At 37.8% G+C, this 17524-nt stretch carries 17 protein-coding genes; 12 read left to right on the forward strand and 5 right to left on the reverse strand.

The genetic code is table 11. The features are described 5' to 3' along the window. Positions 1–36 precede the first annotated feature (36 nt). The 3 genes from WNY98_RS05890 to WNY98_RS05900 all read right to left on the reverse strand — a co-directional run bounded on the left by WNY98_RS05890 (position 37) and on the right by WNY98_RS05900 (position 4533). A complete protein-coding gene (locus WNY98_RS05890; protein WP_342877369.1) occupies positions 37–801 on the reverse strand; it encodes an ElyC/SanA/YdcF family protein in 765 nt (254 codons plus the stop codon). 54 nt (positions 802–855) lie between these two features. Beyond that, positions 856–1743, reverse strand: coding sequence for a LysR family transcriptional regulator (locus WNY98_RS05895; RefSeq protein ID WP_002961689.1), 888 nt, complete (start codon positions 1741–1743; stop codon positions 856–858). A 420-nt stretch (positions 1744–2163) separates the two neighbouring features. Next, the gene (locus tag WNY98_RS05900; protein WP_342877370.1) at positions 2164–4533 is read right to left on the reverse strand and encodes an EAL domain-containing protein; all 2370 of its coding nucleotides are present in this window, start codon (positions 4531–4533) and stop codon (positions 2164–2166) included. A gap of 289 nt (positions 4534–4822) precedes the next feature. Here WNY98_RS05900 and pyrC point away from each other — a divergent pair, with 289 nt between their 5' ends. The 9 genes from pyrC (at position 4823) to WNY98_RS05945 (ending at position 13696) form a co-directional block, all read left to right on the forward strand. Next, the gene (pyrC, locus tag WNY98_RS05905; protein WP_076924107.1) at positions 4823–5875 is read left to right on the forward strand and encodes a dihydroorotase; all 1053 of its coding nucleotides are present in this window, start codon (positions 4823–4825) and stop codon (positions 5873–5875) included. Positions 5876–6315: 440 nt separating this feature from the next. Then, entirely contained in the window at positions 6316–6519 is a 204-nt protein-coding gene (locus WNY98_RS05910; protein WP_002961702.1) for a cold-shock protein, read from the forward strand. 1099 nt (positions 6520–7618) lie between these two features. Next, positions 7619–8389 (forward strand): DUF3450 domain-containing protein, encoded by a 771-nt coding sequence (locus WNY98_RS05915; RefSeq protein ID WP_076924108.1) that lies wholly within the window; start codon positions 7619–7621, stop codon positions 8387–8389. 6 nt (positions 8390–8395) lie between these two features. After that, positions 8396–9760, forward strand: coding sequence for a MotA/TolQ/ExbB proton channel family protein (locus WNY98_RS05920; RefSeq protein WP_076924109.1), 1365 nt, complete (start codon positions 8396–8398; stop codon positions 9758–9760). After that, positions 9760–10284: a MotA/TolQ/ExbB proton channel family protein gene (locus tag WNY98_RS05925; protein WP_002961709.1), complete on the forward strand. Its 525-nt coding sequence runs from the start codon at positions 9760–9762 to the stop codon at positions 10282–10284. The genes WNY98_RS05920 and WNY98_RS05925 overlap by 1 nt, the downstream gene beginning before the upstream one ends. 14 nt (positions 10285–10298) lie before the next feature. Further along, positions 10299–10703, forward strand: coding sequence for a biopolymer transporter ExbD (locus WNY98_RS05930; RefSeq protein ID WP_076924110.1), 405 nt, complete (start codon positions 10299–10301; stop codon positions 10701–10703). Then, positions 10703–11320 carry an energy transducer TonB gene (locus tag WNY98_RS05935; protein WP_024590813.1) on the forward strand — a complete coding sequence of 206 codons (618 nt, stop codon included), beginning with the start codon at positions 10703–10705 and terminating at the stop codon, positions 11318–11320. Before WNY98_RS05930 ends, WNY98_RS05935 begins: the two co-directional genes overlap by 1 nt. An 11-nt stretch (positions 11321–11331) precedes the next feature. Then, positions 11332–12591, forward strand: a complete 1260-nt coding sequence (locus WNY98_RS05940) for a hypothetical protein (RefSeq protein ID WP_342877371.1) — start codon at positions 11332–11334, stop codon at positions 12589–12591. Between the two features lie 61 nt (positions 12592–12652). Continuing rightward, positions 12653–13696: a hypothetical protein gene (locus WNY98_RS05945; RefSeq protein ID WP_197185973.1), complete on the forward strand. Its 1044-nt coding sequence runs from the start codon at positions 12653–12655 to the stop codon at positions 13694–13696. A 16-nt stretch (positions 13697–13712) separates the two neighbouring features. Here the strand turns inward: WNY98_RS05945 and WNY98_RS05950 are convergent, their stop codons facing one another. Continuing rightward, positions 13713–14039: a conjugal transfer protein TraR gene (locus WNY98_RS05950; protein ID WP_076924115.1), complete on the reverse strand. Its 327-nt coding sequence runs from the start codon at positions 14037–14039 to the stop codon at positions 13713–13715. Positions 14040–14100: 61 nt separating this feature from the next. Then, on the reverse strand, positions 14101–15081 hold the full coding sequence (locus WNY98_RS05955) for a tRNA-dihydrouridine synthase (protein WP_076924117.1): 981 nt from the start codon (positions 15079–15081) through the stop codon (positions 14101–14103). Positions 15082–15306: 225 nt separating this feature from the next. Here WNY98_RS05955 and WNY98_RS05960 point away from each other — a divergent pair, with 225 nt between their 5' ends. The 3 genes from WNY98_RS05960 to WNY98_RS05970 all read left to right on the forward strand — a co-directional run bounded on the left by WNY98_RS05960 (position 15307) and on the right by WNY98_RS05970 (position 17509). After that, complete coding sequence (locus tag WNY98_RS05960) at positions 15307–15795, forward strand: hypothetical protein (RefSeq protein ID WP_342877372.1); 489 nt, start codon at positions 15307–15309, stop codon at positions 15793–15795. Between the two features lie 67 nt (positions 15796–15862). Further along, complete coding sequence (locus WNY98_RS05965; RefSeq protein ID WP_342877373.1) at positions 15863–16720, forward strand: DUF692 domain-containing protein; 858 nt, start codon at positions 15863–15865, stop codon at positions 16718–16720. A gap of 36 nt (positions 16721–16756) precedes the next feature. After that, a complete protein-coding gene (locus WNY98_RS05970) occupies positions 16757–17509 on the forward strand; it encodes a putative DNA-binding domain-containing protein (RefSeq protein ID WP_342877374.1) in 753 nt (250 codons plus the stop codon). The last annotated feature ends 15 nt before the right edge of the window (positions 17510–17524 follow it).

The following is a 17524-nucleotide window of genomic DNA, read 5'->3' on the forward strand; positions in this document are numbered from 1 at the left end:
TATTATCCAGAGTTCAGGTTAGTTAGACGAAATGAGCTACAGTGCCTCTGGTTCTACCCAGCGGCGCAGACTTATCCAAGTGTTTCCTACTACTTCGTGACTGTATTGCGTAACCACAAGTAAGGCATGAGCATTGGGAATAAACTGTTTGCTCCATGGAAGTGCAGCAAAATTATGATAATCAGTGGCGGCGGTTATTACTTCAATACCTTGAGCATTGAATAAGTTTTTGGCGCGGGGCATGTGCAGCACAGATGTTACTAGCGCGACTTTAAAATCAACTAATTTAGGTGCTAATAATTTAGCTTCTTCTGCGGTATCCATCGCTTTAGGGTTTTGGAGTATACGACTTTTATTAATTCCTAAACTAATTGCTGTTTGATACATAAGCCCGCTATTAGTGGTATTTTTATAACCCCCGCCTGAAACTATAAGCTCTGCATTAGGGTAGTGCTTTGCTAGTTTTACACCTTCTAATAAGCGCGTTAACGCACAATTACCTAATTGATTATTAGCACTGAGTGCAGGATTTGGGTTTATATCGCAACCTAGTACAACTATTTTGTCTATTTTTGGATGCTTTAAAGCATTAAATGCAAGCGACGTAGGTTCATTATTGTGGATAATTAAATTGGCGATAAAGGGTGTGCTCAATGCAAGTAATACAATTAAGCTTAAAGCAGATAAGAAGAGAGCTGATTTGCGGCCTTTAAATGCGAGTAGGAGCATCAGGCACGCAAATAAACCAAATAGAGGCAGTGGCATAAGTAAACCACCAATAATTTTTTTAATAACAAACATAAGAGTTAAACGCTGTAGAGTTAATTACAGCGATATTACTCATTATATTGATGATTATCGACCGTTATTTAACTTACACGTATTTAAAAAGTGACGATAAACAGGGTTGTCTTTCATGTCTTTTTTCATTGCTAAATACATAGGACGAGTAAGGCCAAGAGCACCCAAAGGAATTGACTTTATCAAGCCTTGGCTTTCATAAGGTGTAACTAGCCAATCAGGTAAAGCGGCAACGCCCATGCCGGCACTTACTAGTTGAAAAATAAGTAACCCTTGATCAACCGTTTTTAACGTACCGTCAAAACGTGCATTTTGAATGAAATGCTTAAATATATCTTGGCGTTCACGTGGGATTGGGTATGAAATAATAGTTTCGTTTTTTAAATCAAGCGCTGTTACATACGCTTTTTTAGCAAGTTCATGATCCGGTGCCACAATAAGCTTTAATTTAAAATCAAATAAGTGCGCGTATTCTAATGTGTCGGGTTCACGTATGTCAGATGTTAAAACTAAATCGAGCTCATCGCTTAGTAAGTCAGGAATAGCGTCGTAACTAAAGCCACGCTCGTAATCAATTTTTATATCAGGCCAAAAGTTATTAAATTCTTTAATAGTAGGTAATAACCAATGAAAGCATGCATGGCATTCCACACTTAAACGCAGTTGAGAAATAGGCTGATTTAAGCTTTCTTTCAAACGGCATTTAGTCGCTTCCATTTTTGGCAATATTTCGTGAGCTAACTCAAGTAATAGCATTCCCTGAGGGGTAAAACGGACTGGTTGAGTTTTACGCTCAAATAATTGGCAATCTAATTTGTTCTCTAAATCTTTGATTTGATGAGATAAAGCAGACTGTGTCAAAAATAACTCTCGTGCCGTATTAACCAAAGATCCTGTTTCTTTAAGGGTTGCTATGGTTTTTAAATGTTTAATACCAATCATCTTTAAAAATTCTCATGGGGAAAGTGAGTTCAGCTCAGATTAACCACATACTACGCCTATACAAAAAACGTTTCAACGTCTAGATGGCTAAAAGTTTGCGATTTATTGTGGTTTATTACAGTTTATTGCTATGAATCGCGAAAATATTAGAATTAGTAACGATAAAAGTCATTTAAAAACTGGTTTGATGAGATTCAGATGAGTTTGCCTCATGTTGTATTTTAAGTATATCGATTACAGTGTGCTTTACATGAGCGTAAATTTTGACCATATTGATAACTGTATGAGGCGGGGCTTGTTGAATGTTTACTTTAGATTGTGGTTTAAAAAATAGAGTCGTTTTACTGTTTTGCTTTAGTTTAGCTCAATGGATGAGTATATACGTAATACCTAAGCCAGCGACCAACTCGCTGGCTCTTTTTATAAGGGTTTATTAATTAGTACTATGGCTTCTTTGGCAGTAACTGGTTTTGACTTTAAAAAGCCTTGGCCGTAATCGCATGCGGTCGATTGTAAAATCGCTAATTGTTCAGATGTTTCTATTCCCTCAGCAACAACTCCAAGCTTTAATGATTGAGCAAGTGATAAAATTGCTTCAACAAGTGGGTTGGTGGAATCTTGTAGGTGGTCAATAAAACTTTTATCTATTTTTAAAATATGAATAGGCAGTTGGTGCAAGTAGCCAAGTGCTGAATAACCCGTTCCAAAATCGTCAAGGCACAATTTTACTTTTAAAGGTGAAAGACCTTCTATTATTTGAGTGGCGAGTTCTAGATTTTCTATTAAGCCTGATTCGGTAATTTCTAAACATAAAGAACCCAGAGGTAATTGGTACTTATTATAAATGGAATGTATTTGCGCTACAAAATCGAGGCTTGCAAAATGTCGTGACGACACATTAACCGTTACTTTCAAAAAGCGATGACCTTGCTGGTGCCAATTGGAAATCTGCTGAGCGGCTAAATCAAGTAAATGTAAATCAAGATTTATAATTTGCCCTGTAGTTTCAGCTATCGGTATAAAGTCATTAGGGGGTACAAATCCTTTTTTAGGGTGATGCCAGCGCACAAGTGCTTCAAAACCAATAACCTCACTTGTGGTAATTGTAAAAATTGGCTGAAAATAGAGTTCAAATTCATTGTGTTCTATACCGTGTTGCAAGTCATTTTCGATATCCGCATGGGTTTTAAGCTTTTTACGCATCGTGTTATTAAAAAACTTAACTTGTCCACGCCCAGTGGATTTTGCTTCATACATAGCAGCATCAGCTTGTTGCAATAATATATAAGCTTTATCGTTTATGTTGTCGGTATAGGCAATACCAATACTAGTAGAGGCTTGAAGTAAGTGGCTATCTACATTTATAGGTTTTGATAATGCGCTTTTAATTCTGTTTAAAGCTTCATTAACTTGGTTTTTATGTGTGATATTTTCCATGAAAATAGCAAATTCATCACCACCTAAACGAGCAAACGTATCAGTGCCTCTTACTGTACTTTTAATTAAGTCGCATATTTTTATAAGAAAATGGTCTCCGACTTCATGCCCCAATGAATCATTAATACTTTTAAAACGGTCAAAATCTAGATACAACAGGGCATGGCTAGTACTCTTTTTAGCGCGCGTTAAACGTAAAATAGCATGCTTTATTCGCTCAATGAGTAATGAGCGGTTAGCAAGGCCAGTAAGTTCGTCATGTAATGCTTTATGTTCGAGCTCTTGTCGGGCTAGTTGCCTATCTAATGCCATACTGATTTGGCGACTGACATAGGTGAGAAGAGCACTGTCGTGCTCGTTATAGTGCAGCGTTTTATCATAGCTTTGTACAACAATAACACCGCTTATACGATCACTTGTTTTAAATGGAACACCTAACCATGACTCAGATTGTCTTCCCACCATTTTAAAGTCACCGTTATTAATATGACTTTGAAAGGCGTCTTTGTTGAGTAATAAGGTTTGTTCTGTTTGCAGTAGATAATATGAAGCAGTGTCTTTTAGCTGCTCTTTAGATATTTTTTGATGTGTTTTGGTGTTAATGCCTTCTTCGACTATGTAAACAAGGTCAAGTATATCTACTTTTTTATCATATAAAGCGATAAAAAAATTATCAGCACGAAGTAGGTTGTTGATAATTGAATGCAGGGCTTCAAAGAAGGTATCTAAGTCGTTAGCTTTGTAGGTCAGGTTAGCTATTTGCAATAAGCTATTTTCTAATTTTTGTGCGTTGTTGAGCTGCTCAACGGTTTTTTGTAAGTTATTTACCGTATTTACCTGGTTGATTTTAGCGCTGAGTAAGTGGGCAACTGTTGTAAGTATTTCGAGGTGTGCGTTGGTAAAGTAGGCTTTAATAGGGTGCTCACAATCAATAACACCTAAAACTTGTTCTTTATATATAAGAGGCACGCATAGTTCTGATTGGGCAGGGCGCTCATCAGCAATGTAACGATGGTCTTTTGTTACATCATCGATAATTACGGCTTTGCCAGTAGTTGCAACAGCCCCAGTAATACCTTCACTAAAGCGTATTACTTTACGTTCGGCTTGATATTTGTCACGGGCGTGAGCAATACCCATAGATGCAACTTGATTTAATGTGTAAGCATTGTTGTCGGCAAGGTAAATCACACAATCAACAAACCCTAAACGGTTAACAACGTGCGTTGTAACATACTCAAATAGCTCGTCTAGTGTATCGAGTTGCAATAAGCTGGATGAAAATTGATTAATAATACTCAGTTGATCAGTTTTTATCTCAAGTGCTTTTGTAGCATCATTTTTGTAAGACATAGGCAATTTATATTATTCTTTTTATTTTTAAATACAGGGCTAAGTTAACCTAATCTCGGATTTTGTACAAAATAAAGCGATGAGTGGTTTTAATTAGCTGTAAACTTTTACAACGAATGACTTTAATTAATTGTAAATAATAACAAAGGCTAATGCCAATTGAATTAGAGTACTAAGCTTTAACTAACAGCTCAGTAATGTAATCGACATATGCATTATTTTTAATAAAATCTTTACTCGAAAACCTCATATGCCTATGATCGGATAAATTCAGCCGTGGAACAAAGTAATGACAAGTAACAATACAAATTCTGTAACAACCCTTACTATCACTCGCCCAGATGACTGGCATGTACATTTACGTGATGGCGACCAGTTAAAAGATACTGTACGAGACATTAGCAGATACATGGGCCGCGCTATTATTATGCCAAACCTTGTTCCGCCGGCAACGTGTACTGATACCGCTCTTTCTTATCGAGAGCGCATTATGGCAGCAGGTCCAAAAGGTGTCTTTGAGCCTTTAATGGTGCTCTACCTTACTGATAAAACGACACCAGAAGAAATAAAAAAAGCCAAAGCAACGGGAAAAATAGTAGCTGCAAAGCTCTATCCTGCTGGCGCTACAACTAATTCTGACTCGGGTGTTACATCAGTAAAAAATATTTATCCGGTTTTAAAAGCAATGCAAGAAGTAGGTATGTTGCTGTTAGTACACGGAGAAGTTACCGATTCATCAATTGATATTTTTGACCGTGAAAAAGTATTCTTGGATACGATTTTAGGGGATGTTGTGAGTGACTTTCCAGAACTTAAAATTGTGCTAGAGCATATTACAACTAAAGATGCAGTAGAGTTTGTCGTTAATGCACCTAGCAATGTAGCAGCAACAATTACAGCTCATCACTTACTTTATAATCGTAATCATATGTTAGCCGGTGGAATTCGCCCACATTATTATTGTTTGCCAATTCTCAAGCGTAATATTCACCAGCAAGCATTAATGGCCGCAGCTATAAGTGGAAATAAAAAATTCTTCTTAGGAACTGATTCTGCACCACATTATAAAGATAAAAAAGAAGCTGCGTGTGGTTGTGCTGGAGCATATACGGCTCATGCCGCTATTGAGTTGTACGCGGAAGCATTTGAAGATGCGGGAGCTCTGGATAAGCTTGAAGGGTTTGCAAGCCACTTTGGCCCTGACTTTTATGATTTACCACGTAATACCGATACAATTACATTGCAAAGAAAACCATGGCAAGTACCAGCAAGCTTCACTTTAGGCGACTCTGAAGTTGTGCCTATAAAAGCTGAGGATACTATTGATTGGTCTGTTGAATAGCTAATATTATATATTTAAACCAAAAGCCGCCTAATTTTTTAGGCGGCTTTTTTGTTTGTGTTTTTGATATTATTGAGGCGTTATTTGACTGTATGGCGGTTGTAGGGAGTTTTTATACGGGCTTATAGCAATATATATTACAATAATACTTTATAGTTTTTGCTTGTAAATTAGTCAGTTAAAGGCGATTCAAAACAAATTTATATTTTTAATAAATAATTCCCAATTAATAGAGCGAAAAAAAATATAATGTGTTAATCTTACCTTGCTTTGAGTTTTTATGTATTGAATTTACGGATATTGTGCTGCGTTTAAGGTTACCGGTTAGGTTATTACTTGTTCCTGTACTGTACCTCCATATTTTTGAGCATTGACTCAGGGAGGATATTGCCATAATAATATGGCTGAATTTTAATTATTGACTTACAGGAAAATTTAGTATGTCGGTTACTGGTAAAGTAAAGTTTTTCAACGAAGCTAAAGGCTTTGGTTTCATTGAACAAGAAAATGGTCCTGACGTGTTTGTACATTTCAGCGCAATCACTGGTTCTGGTTTTCGCACTCTTAGCGAAGGTCAAGCAGTGACATTCAGCATCAAACAAGGTCAAAAAGGCCCTGAAGCTGAGAACGTAGAAGCAGCATAATTTATTATGTGAACTCTAGTTCATCTTGGTGAAGCAGTTCTCTGTTTCACCATAATTCCCCCCCTCCTTAATCTACTTTATTTTACACTTTACAAATTCCTGCATTTAAAATATCTAGTTCATCTTTATTTCAATATACATCAAAAAACTTTAGCTATTCGAATAACCCAACAAGTTAAATCACTTTCTAGCGCTGTTAAAGCATTTCCTATAATTATGCAAAATAATCTTAAACTGATACCAATACAACCCCGAGATAATTCTTAATTAATTTGACGAATTAAGCTTGGCATTAACCAGATAAAAAATTCTGATATACGACTGCATGGATGTAGGAGGTGGTGCAGTATCCTAAATAGACAAGGGAGCTAATTGTTATCAATAAGGTTTTATTACCCCAAAATAGATAGCGTAATTAAGAAAATTGGTATTCCTCGTGATTAGCTTAGATATTGGCTAGCTTTAAGCTTTAAATAATATGAAATATTTTTGGAACGACGAGTGGTGTTCGTCTAATTATCAACAGTTATTGATTTACTAAATAAACCTGTCGTTAAGGTTATTATTACTATTTACGGGAAATACATTTTAATAGGAATTTTAAAAAGTACGAACGTGAAGTAGGTGCTTTTAATATTAGCGGTTACGCGGTGTTGTTTTTTTGTGCGATAAATGGTTTGTTTTTTCAGATGAAGTGTTGTTGGGGAGATAAAATGTACTGAAATCGTTTAAAAAATAACTTTTACGATATCTATCTATATTTTTTTTTGTTTTTTTTCAGTGCGAATTCAGCTTTAGCTAAATGTTGCAATAATGTTGTTTTATGTCAGTACAATGCGAATAAATACACCCCTTAAAAGGCTTTAATCGAAATATTAAGAAAAAGGTTAGTTGCAATAATGTTAACATTTGCGTGCTAGTACTTTTGTTTAAGCATTAACTTAGCTATTTATTTGCAGAGATTAGTAAACATCAAGTTGACAGCGCTAATTGCATTTAGCATTATTGGAAGGTTGATATCTATTAAAAGATATCAGGGTTGTTCTCTTCGGAGGATAATTAAATTATAAAAGTAACATTACTTAATTGGTTGGGAACTATGTCTGTTAAAATCAGAAAGAGTCTTGTAGCAACTGCGTTGGTTGGCGCTTTTGCATTTGCAAGCAGCAATGTGATTGCAGATCCTTTGAATGACGTGCAAAAAGCAGGTCAACAAATTCAAAAGGCTGCGGTTAAGTCTCAAACTAAAATTGACAATGTATATGGTCAAACTCAGGAGCTAATCGCTGAGTACCGTAGCGTTGTTGATGAGACTGAACTAATGAAAGTGTATAACGATCACGTGTCGCGCTTGGTTGATAGCCAAAACGCGTCTATTGAATCGTTTGATCGTCAAATCGCTACGATTGATAACACGAAACAAAACGTTGTGCCTTTGATGTATCGCATGATCGATACGCTTGAGCAATTCATCAAAGCGGACGTTCCATTTAATCTAGAAACGCGTTTAGCACGTGTTGAAAGACTACGTGAAATCATGGTTTCTGCGTCTGTAACGACGTCTGAAAAATTCCGTCAAGTACTTGAATCGTACACTATTGAAACAGCGTACAGCTCACTTGTATCTGCTTCACAAGGTACTCTAGAAGTTGATGGCAAGAGCATTAACGTTGATATCGGTCAGTTAGGTCGTATCACTTACGTTGCTCAGTCTTTTGACTTGAAACATGCTTGGGTGTGGGATAACAATACTAAACAGTGGAAAGAATTAGGTGAAGAATACCTAAAACCTGTTAAAGAAGTTATTCGTATGGCGCGTAAGCAAGCGACATTAGAACTTGTTAAACTACCTATCTTTGGCGCGGAGTAATCAATAATGAAGAAACTATTTAAAGGTTTTGCTGTTGCAGCAGTACTAACTGTTTCTGCAGGTACCGCGCTTAATGCACATGCAAATACTGGAGCTCTAGATAAAATTCTTGAGCAAGTAAAGCAAGAGCGTATCTCTGAAGGTAAAATTAATAAGCAACGTGAGCAAGAGTTCTTATCAGAACGTGCTGACAAGCAATCTTTACTTAACAAAGCTAAAAGCGAACTTGCTTCTGAGAAGTCTCGTGGTGAAAGCTTAGCTAAGCAATATGCACAAAATGAAAATACATTAGCTGAAAAAGAAGCAGCTCTACAAAGTGCTCAAGGTACTTTGGGTGAGATGTTTGGTGTTGTACGTCGTGCAGCTCAAGACGCTATTGGTTCTATCGAAGCATCACTAGTTAGTGCTGAGAAACCTGGCCGTGCAGAAATCTTACGTTCATTAGCTGCTGCTAAAGAACTTCCAACTGTTCGTGAACTTGAAGAACTTTGGATTTCACTTCAAACAGAAATGACTGAATCAGCTAAAGTTTCGACTTTTGAAACTGAAGTTGCTGGTCTTGATGGTAACCCGTCAATGAAGAAAGTAACACGTATCGGTAACTTTAACTTAGTTACAGATGATGGTTACTTAATCTACTCACCAGAAACTAAGTCTATTCAGCCTCTAGGTAAACAACCAGATGGTTATATTTTAGACGGTATCGCTGAGCTTGAAAATACATCATCAGATAACTACGCTGGTGTTTATATCGATCCGACTCGTGGTGCTATCTTACGTATCAACACTCAAAAAGCGACACTTATGGAATACTTCCATCAAGGTGGCGTAGTTGGTTATATCATTACAGCTTTACTAGCTTTAGGTATGCTAATTACTCTAATTCGTTTTGTTGACCTTACACTTACTACTAGTAAGATTAAGAGCCAGCTTAAAAATGTTGCTACACCGAATACAAATAACCCACTGGGCCGTATTCTTAAAGTTTACCATGACAACAAGAACCAAGATGTTGAAAACCTTGAGCTTAAACTTGATGAAGCGATTCTTCGTGAAACGCCACGTATCGAAGCTGGTATCAATATAATTAAGATTCTTGCTGCAATCGCACCATTACTTGGTCTACTAGGTACAGTAATCGGTATGATCCTAACGTTCCAAACAATCACATTGTTCGGTACGGGTGATCCGAAGATCATGGCAGGTAACATCTCTCTAGCACTTGTAACTACAGCGCTAGGTCTAATTGCTGCATTACCACTAATTCTACTTCATGCTCTTGTAGCTGGTCGTAGTAAGTCGGTATTACACATCCTTGATGAGCAAAGCGCGGGTATCGTTGCTACTCACGCGGAGAAGGAGAAAGCCTAATGCTAGTCCTGATGGAGATATGGGAATCTATCAGGGATTTTGTTGGCACAGGCGGCCAGGTTTTATACGTGGTCGCGATAGCACTCTTTCTGATGTGGGTTTTAATGATTGAGCGCTATTGGTTCCTACTTGCAGAATTTCCTCGCACAGCGAAAGAAATTGTAGCAAAGTGGGATGCCCGCCAAGACACTACGTCTTGGTACGCACACAGAATCCGTGAAGCATGGATTTCTGAAGCGTCTGAAAAATTAGATCAGCGTATGTTGTTGATTAAGACATTAGTAGCTGTTTGTCCTTTAATAGGCTTACTTGGTACTGTTACTGGTATGATCTCGGTTTTTGAAACCATGGCCAACCAGGGCACAGGTAATGCACGTTTAATGGCATCAGGTATTTCAATGGCAACAATCCCAACAATGGCTGGAATGGTTGCGGCATTATCTGGAGTATTTTTTAGCTCACGTCTTGAGACAAAAGCTAAAATGGTGAAAGCCAAACTTATTGATAGTATGCCTCATCACTAGAGAGAGAATTAAATATGGCACGTAAACAACGTTTTCGTGAAGAAGAAGAAGCTGCGGTTGATATGACGCCAATGCTTGACATCGTATTTATCATGCTTATTTTCTTTATCGTAACTACATCGTTCGTTAAAGAGGCTGGTATCGAGGTCAATAAACCAAAAGCTGCCCAAGCTACTAAGCAAAAAAATGCTAACATTTTTATTGCTATTCGTGGTAACGGCGAAATCTGGGTTGATAAACAACAAATTGATGTTGAACGTATTTCAGCAAAAATCGAAAGTTTATTAGCAGAGCAACCTACCGAAGTTGTAATTATACAAGCTGATAAAGAAGCTAAACACGGTACGGTAGTTAAAGTTATGGACCAGATTAAAGCGACGGGTGACAACCTTAGAATTTCAATAGCTGGAGATCAGTAATGATTCGTTTTCTGTTTTCACTGATTGCAGGTGGGGCAGTTACTTTCGGCTTGTTCTACTTCATGGCCTTCCTCATCTCTGGTGGGGCTGACCGTAATACGGAACAAAAAGAGCAGATCATAGTCGAAATAATGACGAATCCGCCTGAATCTAAGGTGCAGGAGAGGAAGCGTGTACCGCCTCCTCCTCCGCCACCGCCAAAGCAGCCGCCTAAACCGCAGCCGCCACAGCCGGAAAATAATAATCCTAATCCTGGTGCTATGTCATTTAACATGGGTAGCATAGATATAGGTAGTTCAGCTGGTGGACTAAGTGGTCCTGGTGCATTTGGACGAGATGGTGATGCGACACCGATCGTTCGTATAGAACCAAAATATCCAACGCAAGCAGCGCGAGATGGCAAAGAAGGTTGGGTACAACTTTCATTCACAATTGATGAGTTAGGTGGAGTAACTGACGTTGAAGTAATTGACGCAGATCCGAAACGTATCTTTGACCGTGAAGCTAAACGTGCACTGCGTAAGTGGAAGTACCGTCCTAAGATCATTGACGGAAAACCACAGAAACAACCAGGTTTACAAGTTCAATTAGACTTTAAACTTAACCAAGGCAACTAAGGAGGCGAGTAATGAGAAATTTTTCTAAAGTAACTGCTCTTGCAATTCTTATGTCTGTGACTGGTGCTACTTTAAGTGCATCTGTTTTAGCGGCGCCAGATTACGCAAAGATTGAAGAGCGTAAAAAAGCAAAAACTAAAATCATGGGCGAGCGTACTGGTAAAAAGGTAATTAAAGCGTTTGACTTGTACAACGAAGAAAAAGTTGATGAAGCAATTGTTTTGCTTAGAGAGATTGACCCTTCTAATGACTTTGATAAAGCGACTGTAAATCGTTACCTAGGTAGCATGTACGCGCAAAAAGAAAAGTATGACGAAGCAATTAAATATTCTAAACAAGCAGTTGCCCCTGATGTTTTAAACTTTGCTGATCAAGAACAAACTCTAAAACTGTTAGGCGATTTATACGCCGGTACTGAAAAGTATCAAGAAGCCAAAAAAGCTTATGTAGCTTGGATGGACTTTACCGGTCAAGAAGATCCTACGGTTTATACGCGTATTGCCCAAGCTAATTTCCAGTTAGAGCAGTTTCGTGATGTTTTTGAACCAGCAGATAAGGCAATTAAACTTCAAAAAGAGCCAAATAAAGGCCCTTTCCAACTAAAACTAGCTGCATACTTTGAACTTAAAGATTATGCAAACATGGTTAAAGTTGGCGAAGAGATTGTTCGTGTATGGCCTGATGATAAAAAAGCTTGGGTTGGTTTAGGTAAATATTACCTACAAACTGAGGATTATTCTAAAGGTTTAGCAACGATGGAAGTTGCTTACAAGAATGGTTACTTTGAAAATGAAGTAGATTATAAAGTCTTGTCTAACTTTTATTCTTTAAACGAGATCCCTTTTAAAGCAGCTGTAACGCTTGAAAAGGCTATTAAAGAAGACAAAGTAAAGCGTACCAAGCAGAATATTAGCGCGATTGCGAGTAACTATCATCGCTCTAAAGATTTAGAAAAAGCTGCTAAGTACTACGAAGAAGCTGCTAAATTTGATGACGACGCTGAGAACTATCGCAAAGCTGGTTCGTTACTTTTACAATCTGAGAAATTTAGTGCCGCTGTTGTTCGTTTGAACAAAGCATTAGAGCTTGGCTCTGATAAAAAGGGTACTATTTACTCAGATTTAGCTGAAGCGTATTACTACCAAGGTAAGTATAAGCAAGCATATGCTGCAATTACTAAAGCTATGGATGACCCTCGCACACGCAAGTTTGCAAAAGGTTGGTCTACATATATTAAAGATAAAGCCGCTCGCAACGGTGTTAAAATTTAATTTTATTTAGCTAAAGCAACTTATAAAAAGCCCCTCTGGGGCTTTTTTTATTGGAACTACTATGTATAAAAAGCTCTCTTTTTCATTATTACTGTGCCTATTTTTAGCTGCATGTTCAAAGCAGCCTCAATCTTATAAGTCATTTGAAGATGCGCAAGTCGCTTTAAAAACTTTAAACATGGCACTTGTACAACCAGGCGCTAAAAAAACCGATAGAATTACTAAAGAGCAATTGGTGTTCTCTGATGCATATTTAGCTAAACGTCATACTATTTATCAGAACTTAATGGGTATGGACCTTAATCTCAATCAAATTGCACAAGTAAACTATTTGGTTATTGCAGAGCGTTTTCCTGAGCGCTATTTTAATTGGCCGGCTCAAGTCGATGTATTAAAAAACATGCTTGCTTTCGAGGACTCAAAAAGTACACCAGATAATGTTATTACTTGGCTTAAGTTAACCCAAGATACGCTAGACAGTGCAAAACAAAGCAATTTAAAGCTGAATAAAATTGAGCTCACATTATTACAAAGCTATGTATTGAGTGCTATAGGAAGTAATGATGCTCAACCAGCACTTAAGAGTCATATAAGAGCTTTTAGCGATTATTTAGCTAGTTATAAGCCCAGAGGCAGTGTTGGTTTAAGAGGGCTTCCAAATGGAACACAGTGGTATCAGAGCAAGCTTAATTACTTTAGTGGCGAAGTACACTCACCGCTAGAATGGGTTACTCTTCTTAATGAAAAAATAAAAGTATCAGAGCATGTAGTATTCGATAGCAAATTGTCTACCTCTCATCAAACATCATTTGTAGTAAAGTACCTCTCGGATGAAAAGTTAATAGAGGGACTTGATTGGCAGTCTGCTTATCTAGACTTACCGGCAATGGCGAGCAATATGAACATGTCCGATAAAGATAACACTCTTATGCTTGCAATGATGGAATCAGATATTGGCATTCATTACCATGCGTGGACTTTGCCACAAGCAAAGGTGAATCTTATGAAACGCTTAGAAATAAGCCAAGAAGAGGCCCAATATTTAGTTGAAGATATATTACTTTATCCTGGACAATCATTTAGCTTTATACAGCAACTGATGTAATAACTTTTAAGTGCGCTCATGATGCGCACTTTGTACATCGTTGAATTGCAGGGTCTTGTTCAAGCAATTTGGCTGATATCTTTTCTTCACAGTCACAGCAGTAACCGTATTGGCCAATTTCTATTTGGCTTACTGCTGCTTCTAGTTTAGTCATGCGATTGATCAAAAGCGCATATTCAGGCCCTAGTTTCTGTGCTGCACAGTCTAACCATTCATTGTTTGCTGTACTGTTTAAAATTTTTATTAAATGCTGGTGTGCCGGATAGGCTGATTGAGAAAGCATAGTTAATATATGCAATTTAACTTGTGCTATTTCATCGTTTAGAATCTTTTGATGATGCATTATCAGTACAACCTTATTAAATTGTCTTTTCGTTATACTGATATTATCTAGATGCTTTAATCTAGCCGTTATGATTTGAATCAAGTTGCGGTGCTTTGGCGTATTTATTTAATACGCTTGCCACATCTTCTTTACTTTTTAAACGTCTGATTTCATCAAATAAATCGATCGCTTGCGGGTATTGGCGTTTAAGGTAACCTAGCCATTGCTTTGTACGAGAAGCAAAGTACTTTACATCTTTTGCAGGGTCTTGATGAATAGCAGAGTGGATTAAGTGATAAATAATATGCTCCCATTGAAGGCCATCATATTGTTCGTTATTTACATGAGCTTTAATTTTTTTTGCTAGATCAGGGTGCGAAAGGGCGCCACGACCAAGCATTAAATCAGTGCATCCACTACGTTTTTGGCAAAGCATCGCGTCTTCAACTTGCCAAATTTCACCATTAGCAACTACGGCAATGTTTTTATCTTTTATTATTGGCGGAATTTTTTCCCAATATGCTGGCGGGTTATAGCCATCACGTTTGGTCCTAGCATGTATAGCTATACTATTTGCGCCCGCACTTACCACAGCATCAACTATTTCTTGGCTATTACTGTCATCATCAAATCCTAAGCGAATTTTTGCACTTACTTCATGTTTATCATCTACAGCGTCTCGGACTGCTTTGATAATAGTGTACATATGATCAGGATCTTTAAGTAGTACAGCGCCTCCTCGACTACGATTTACAGTTTTTGCTGGGCAGCCAAAGTTAAGGTCGACCCCATGAGATCCTAAAGCAATTGCTCTTACTGCATTTTCGGCTAACGGATTTGCTTCTTGGCCGAGCAACTGAACACGCACAGGAGTACCTGCTCGCGTAAATCCATTATTATGTAGTTCAGGGCAAAATCGATGAAAAACCTTGTCAGGTAAGCATGTCTCAACCACTCTTACAAATTCGGTAACGCACAAATCGAACCCACCAATGTCTGTGAGTAATTGGCGCATTTTAAAATCAACGACACCTTCCATAGGCGCTAAAACAAGTTTCATAAGGTGATTAATTCTGATAAAAAACTGGACGCATAGTTTACCTGCAAATCACACATTGATAAATCTGTAATTACCAACCATATTTAACGTAGAAACCGCAAAAGTAAATATTATGAAAATAAATGAAAGTTTTTATTCTTGTACAGGTCTACTTAAGCATACAAGCAATTTAAAATACATTTTTATTGCTGAGATTTACAATACTTGATTAAAGAGAGTCACAAAATGAATACAGTTAAAAAAAATACAATCGCGTTAACTTTAGGTGCAGTAGTTGTTGGCTCTGCAAGCTTTGTATCTGCAGATGTACAGGCTAACCCATTTGAGTTTCAACAATTAGTGACAGGTTACCAACTTGACGCTAAAGAAGGCAAGTGCGGCGAAGGTAAATGTGGCGGCGATGCAAAAGCTAAAACAGAAGGCAAGTGCGGCGAAGGTAAATGTGGCGGCGACGCAAAAGATGCAAAAACCAAAACAGAAGGCAAATGTGGCGAAGGTAAATGTGGCGGCGATGCAAAAGATGCAAAAGCTAAAACAGAAGGCAAGTGCGGCGAAGGTAAATGTGGTGGCGACGCAAAAGATGCTAAAGGCATGAAAGCTAAAGCTGAAGGTAAGTGCGGCGAAGGTAAATGTGGCGGCGACGCAAAAGATACTAAAGGCGCTAAAGCTAAAGCGGAAGGCAAGTGCGGTGAAGGTAAATGTGGCGGCCGTTAATTTCTTATTCTAAATAAGTTATGCTAAAAGGGCCTTAAGGCCCTTTTTTGATAAGTTAGAGGTAGTTATGACACAAGTTCAGAGTACAGATTTCGGGATGGTGGGCCTTGGCCTACGACGAGAAATGCTTGGTGAGCTCCTTGAGCACGTACCTAATCAAGTAGATTTTTTAGAAGTTGCGCCGGAGAACTGGTTAAAACTAGGGGGGCGTTTTAAAAAACAATTTAAAACTTTAACAGATGCAAATAATTTTGTGTGTCATGGATTATCACTGTCTATCGGTTCACCCGAACCATTGGATGTTGAATTTGTTAAATCTTTAAAAGTTTTTTTTGAAGAGAACAATATAAAAATTTATAGTGAGCACTTAAGTTACTGCTCTGGCACCGGGCATATGTATGACTTAATGCCAATTCCGTTCACGCCAGATGCTATTGCACACGTTGTTCCACGTATTAAACAAGTACAGGACATACTTGAGCAACAAATTGCGATAGAAAATGTTTCTTATTATGCCGCTCCTGGGCAGCAGTTATCTGAGCTGGAATTTACAAATACCATTTTAGAGCAAGCAGACTGCAAGCTTTTACTTGATGTGAATAACATTTATGTGAATTCGATTAATCATGGCTATAACGCACAAGCGTTTTTAGCTGGGTTACCCTCTAATCGTATTGCCTATGGGCACGTTGCAGGCCATTATAATGAGGCTGATGACTTAATAGTGGATACACATGGTGCTGATGTCATTGATCCTGTGTGGAAGCTATTGGATAAGGCATATGAAGTGCATGGCGTATTTCCAACCTTGCTTGAGCGCGATTTTAATATTCCTACTATGGATGTGTTAACCAAAGAATTAGATATAATTCATGAGCTACAAGCTAAACACATTACTTCAACTTTTTCAAAACAACGAGCTTAATATAAGCCTTTATAAATATTAAAAGAGTGCCTGGTTATGAGCTTTATTGAAATACAAAACGAATTTATGGCGCATATTCGCGAGCCTAAAAAAAATAATAAGCCCAGCGGTATCGAAGACAGACGTATGGCCATTTATCGCGACCTATTTTTTAATAACATTGAAGGTTTTATATCATCAGGTTTTCCGGTATTAAAAACCTTATACACCGATAAGCAATGGCAGGTACTTGTACGTCAGTTTTTTAGCGAATATGATTGTCATTCGCCGTACTTTTTAGATATAGCAGGGGAGTTTGTTAATTACTTATCTAGTGATTATAAAATGAAAGAATACGATCCTGTGTTTATGCTAGAGCTTGCCCATTACGAATGGGTAGAGCTTGATGTATCGATTGCGCATGAAGATGAGCAAGCGCAAAAATTACAAACAACAGCACTCACTAGTTCTGCTTTGTATTTATCGAAAGCGGCAAGAAATTTAAGTTATCAATTTCCAGTTCAAAATATTAGCAATCACTTTATACCTAAAGAGCCATCAGCCCAGCCTAATTGTTTTGTTGTATATAGAGATGAAGATGATGACGTTCAATTTTTGGCTACCAATGCGATGACTGCTTTATTGCTGTCAATTATCGAGGCAAGTGATGGAGCGACATTTGATGAAGTTTGCCAACAGGTATTAGCTCACGCGCCGCAATTTAATGCAGAGCAAATTGCTCAAGGTGCATTGGTTACCCTTAATGCTATGGTTGAACGCGGTGTCATTGTGACAAAAAATCAAGATTAAGGTCTTTATTGATGA

Source organism: Pseudoalteromonas sp. AS71 (assembly GCF_038900275.1).
Taxonomy (GTDB): Bacteria; Pseudomonadota; Gammaproteobacteria; order Enterobacterales; family Alteromonadaceae; genus Pseudoalteromonas.

Coding starts and splice junctions, on each gene's coding strand:
- WNY98_RS05950 (WP_076924115.1), bottom strand. CDS start 14,039: ATGCATCATCAAAAGATTCTAAACGATGAAATAGCACAAGTTAAATTG.
- WNY98_RS05965 (WP_342877373.1), top strand. CDS start 15,863: ATGACACAAGTTCAGAGTACAGATTTCGGGATGGTGGGCCTTGGCCTA.
- WNY98_RS05940 (WP_342877371.1), top strand. CDS start 11,332: ATGAGAAATTTTTCTAAAGTAACTGCTCTTGCAATTCTTATGTCTGTG.
- WNY98_RS05960 (WP_342877372.1), top strand. CDS start 15,307: ATGAATACAGTTAAAAAAAATACAATCGCGTTAACTTTAGGTGCAGTA.
- WNY98_RS05955 (WP_076924117.1), bottom strand. CDS start 15,081: ATGAAACTTGTTTTAGCGCCTATGGAAGGTGTCGTTGATTTTAAAATG.
- WNY98_RS05935 (WP_024590813.1), top strand. CDS start 10,703: ATGATTCGTTTTCTGTTTTCACTGATTGCAGGTGGGGCAGTTACTTTC.
- WNY98_RS05910 (WP_002961702.1), top strand. CDS start 6,316: ATGTCGGTTACTGGTAAAGTAAAGTTTTTCAACGAAGCTAAAGGCTTT.
- WNY98_RS05895 (WP_002961689.1), bottom strand. CDS start 1,743: ATGATTGGTATTAAACATTTAAAAACCATAGCAACCCTTAAAGAAACA.
- WNY98_RS05890 (WP_342877369.1), bottom strand. CDS start 801: ATGTTTGTTATTAAAAAAATTATTGGTGGTTTACTTATGCCACTGCCT.
- WNY98_RS05930 (WP_076924110.1), top strand. CDS start 10,299: ATGGCACGTAAACAACGTTTTCGTGAAGAAGAAGAAGCTGCGGTTGAT.
- WNY98_RS05900 (WP_342877370.1), bottom strand. CDS start 4,533: ATGTCTTACAAAAATGATGCTACAAAAGCACTTGAGATAAAAACTGAT.
- WNY98_RS05970 (WP_342877374.1), top strand. CDS start 16,757: ATGAGCTTTATTGAAATACAAAACGAATTTATGGCGCATATTCGCGAG.
- WNY98_RS05915 (WP_076924108.1), top strand. CDS start 7,619: ATGTCTGTTAAAATCAGAAAGAGTCTTGTAGCAACTGCGTTGGTTGGC.
- pyrC (WP_076924107.1), top strand. CDS start 4,823: ATGACAAGTAACAATACAAATTCTGTAACAACCCTTACTATCACTCGC.
- WNY98_RS05925 (WP_002961709.1), top strand. CDS start 9,760: ATGCTAGTCCTGATGGAGATATGGGAATCTATCAGGGATTTTGTTGGC.
- WNY98_RS05945 (WP_197185973.1), top strand. CDS start 12,653: ATGTATAAAAAGCTCTCTTTTTCATTATTACTGTGCCTATTTTTAGCT.
- WNY98_RS05920 (WP_076924109.1), top strand. CDS start 8,396: ATGAAGAAACTATTTAAAGGTTTTGCTGTTGCAGCAGTACTAACTGTT.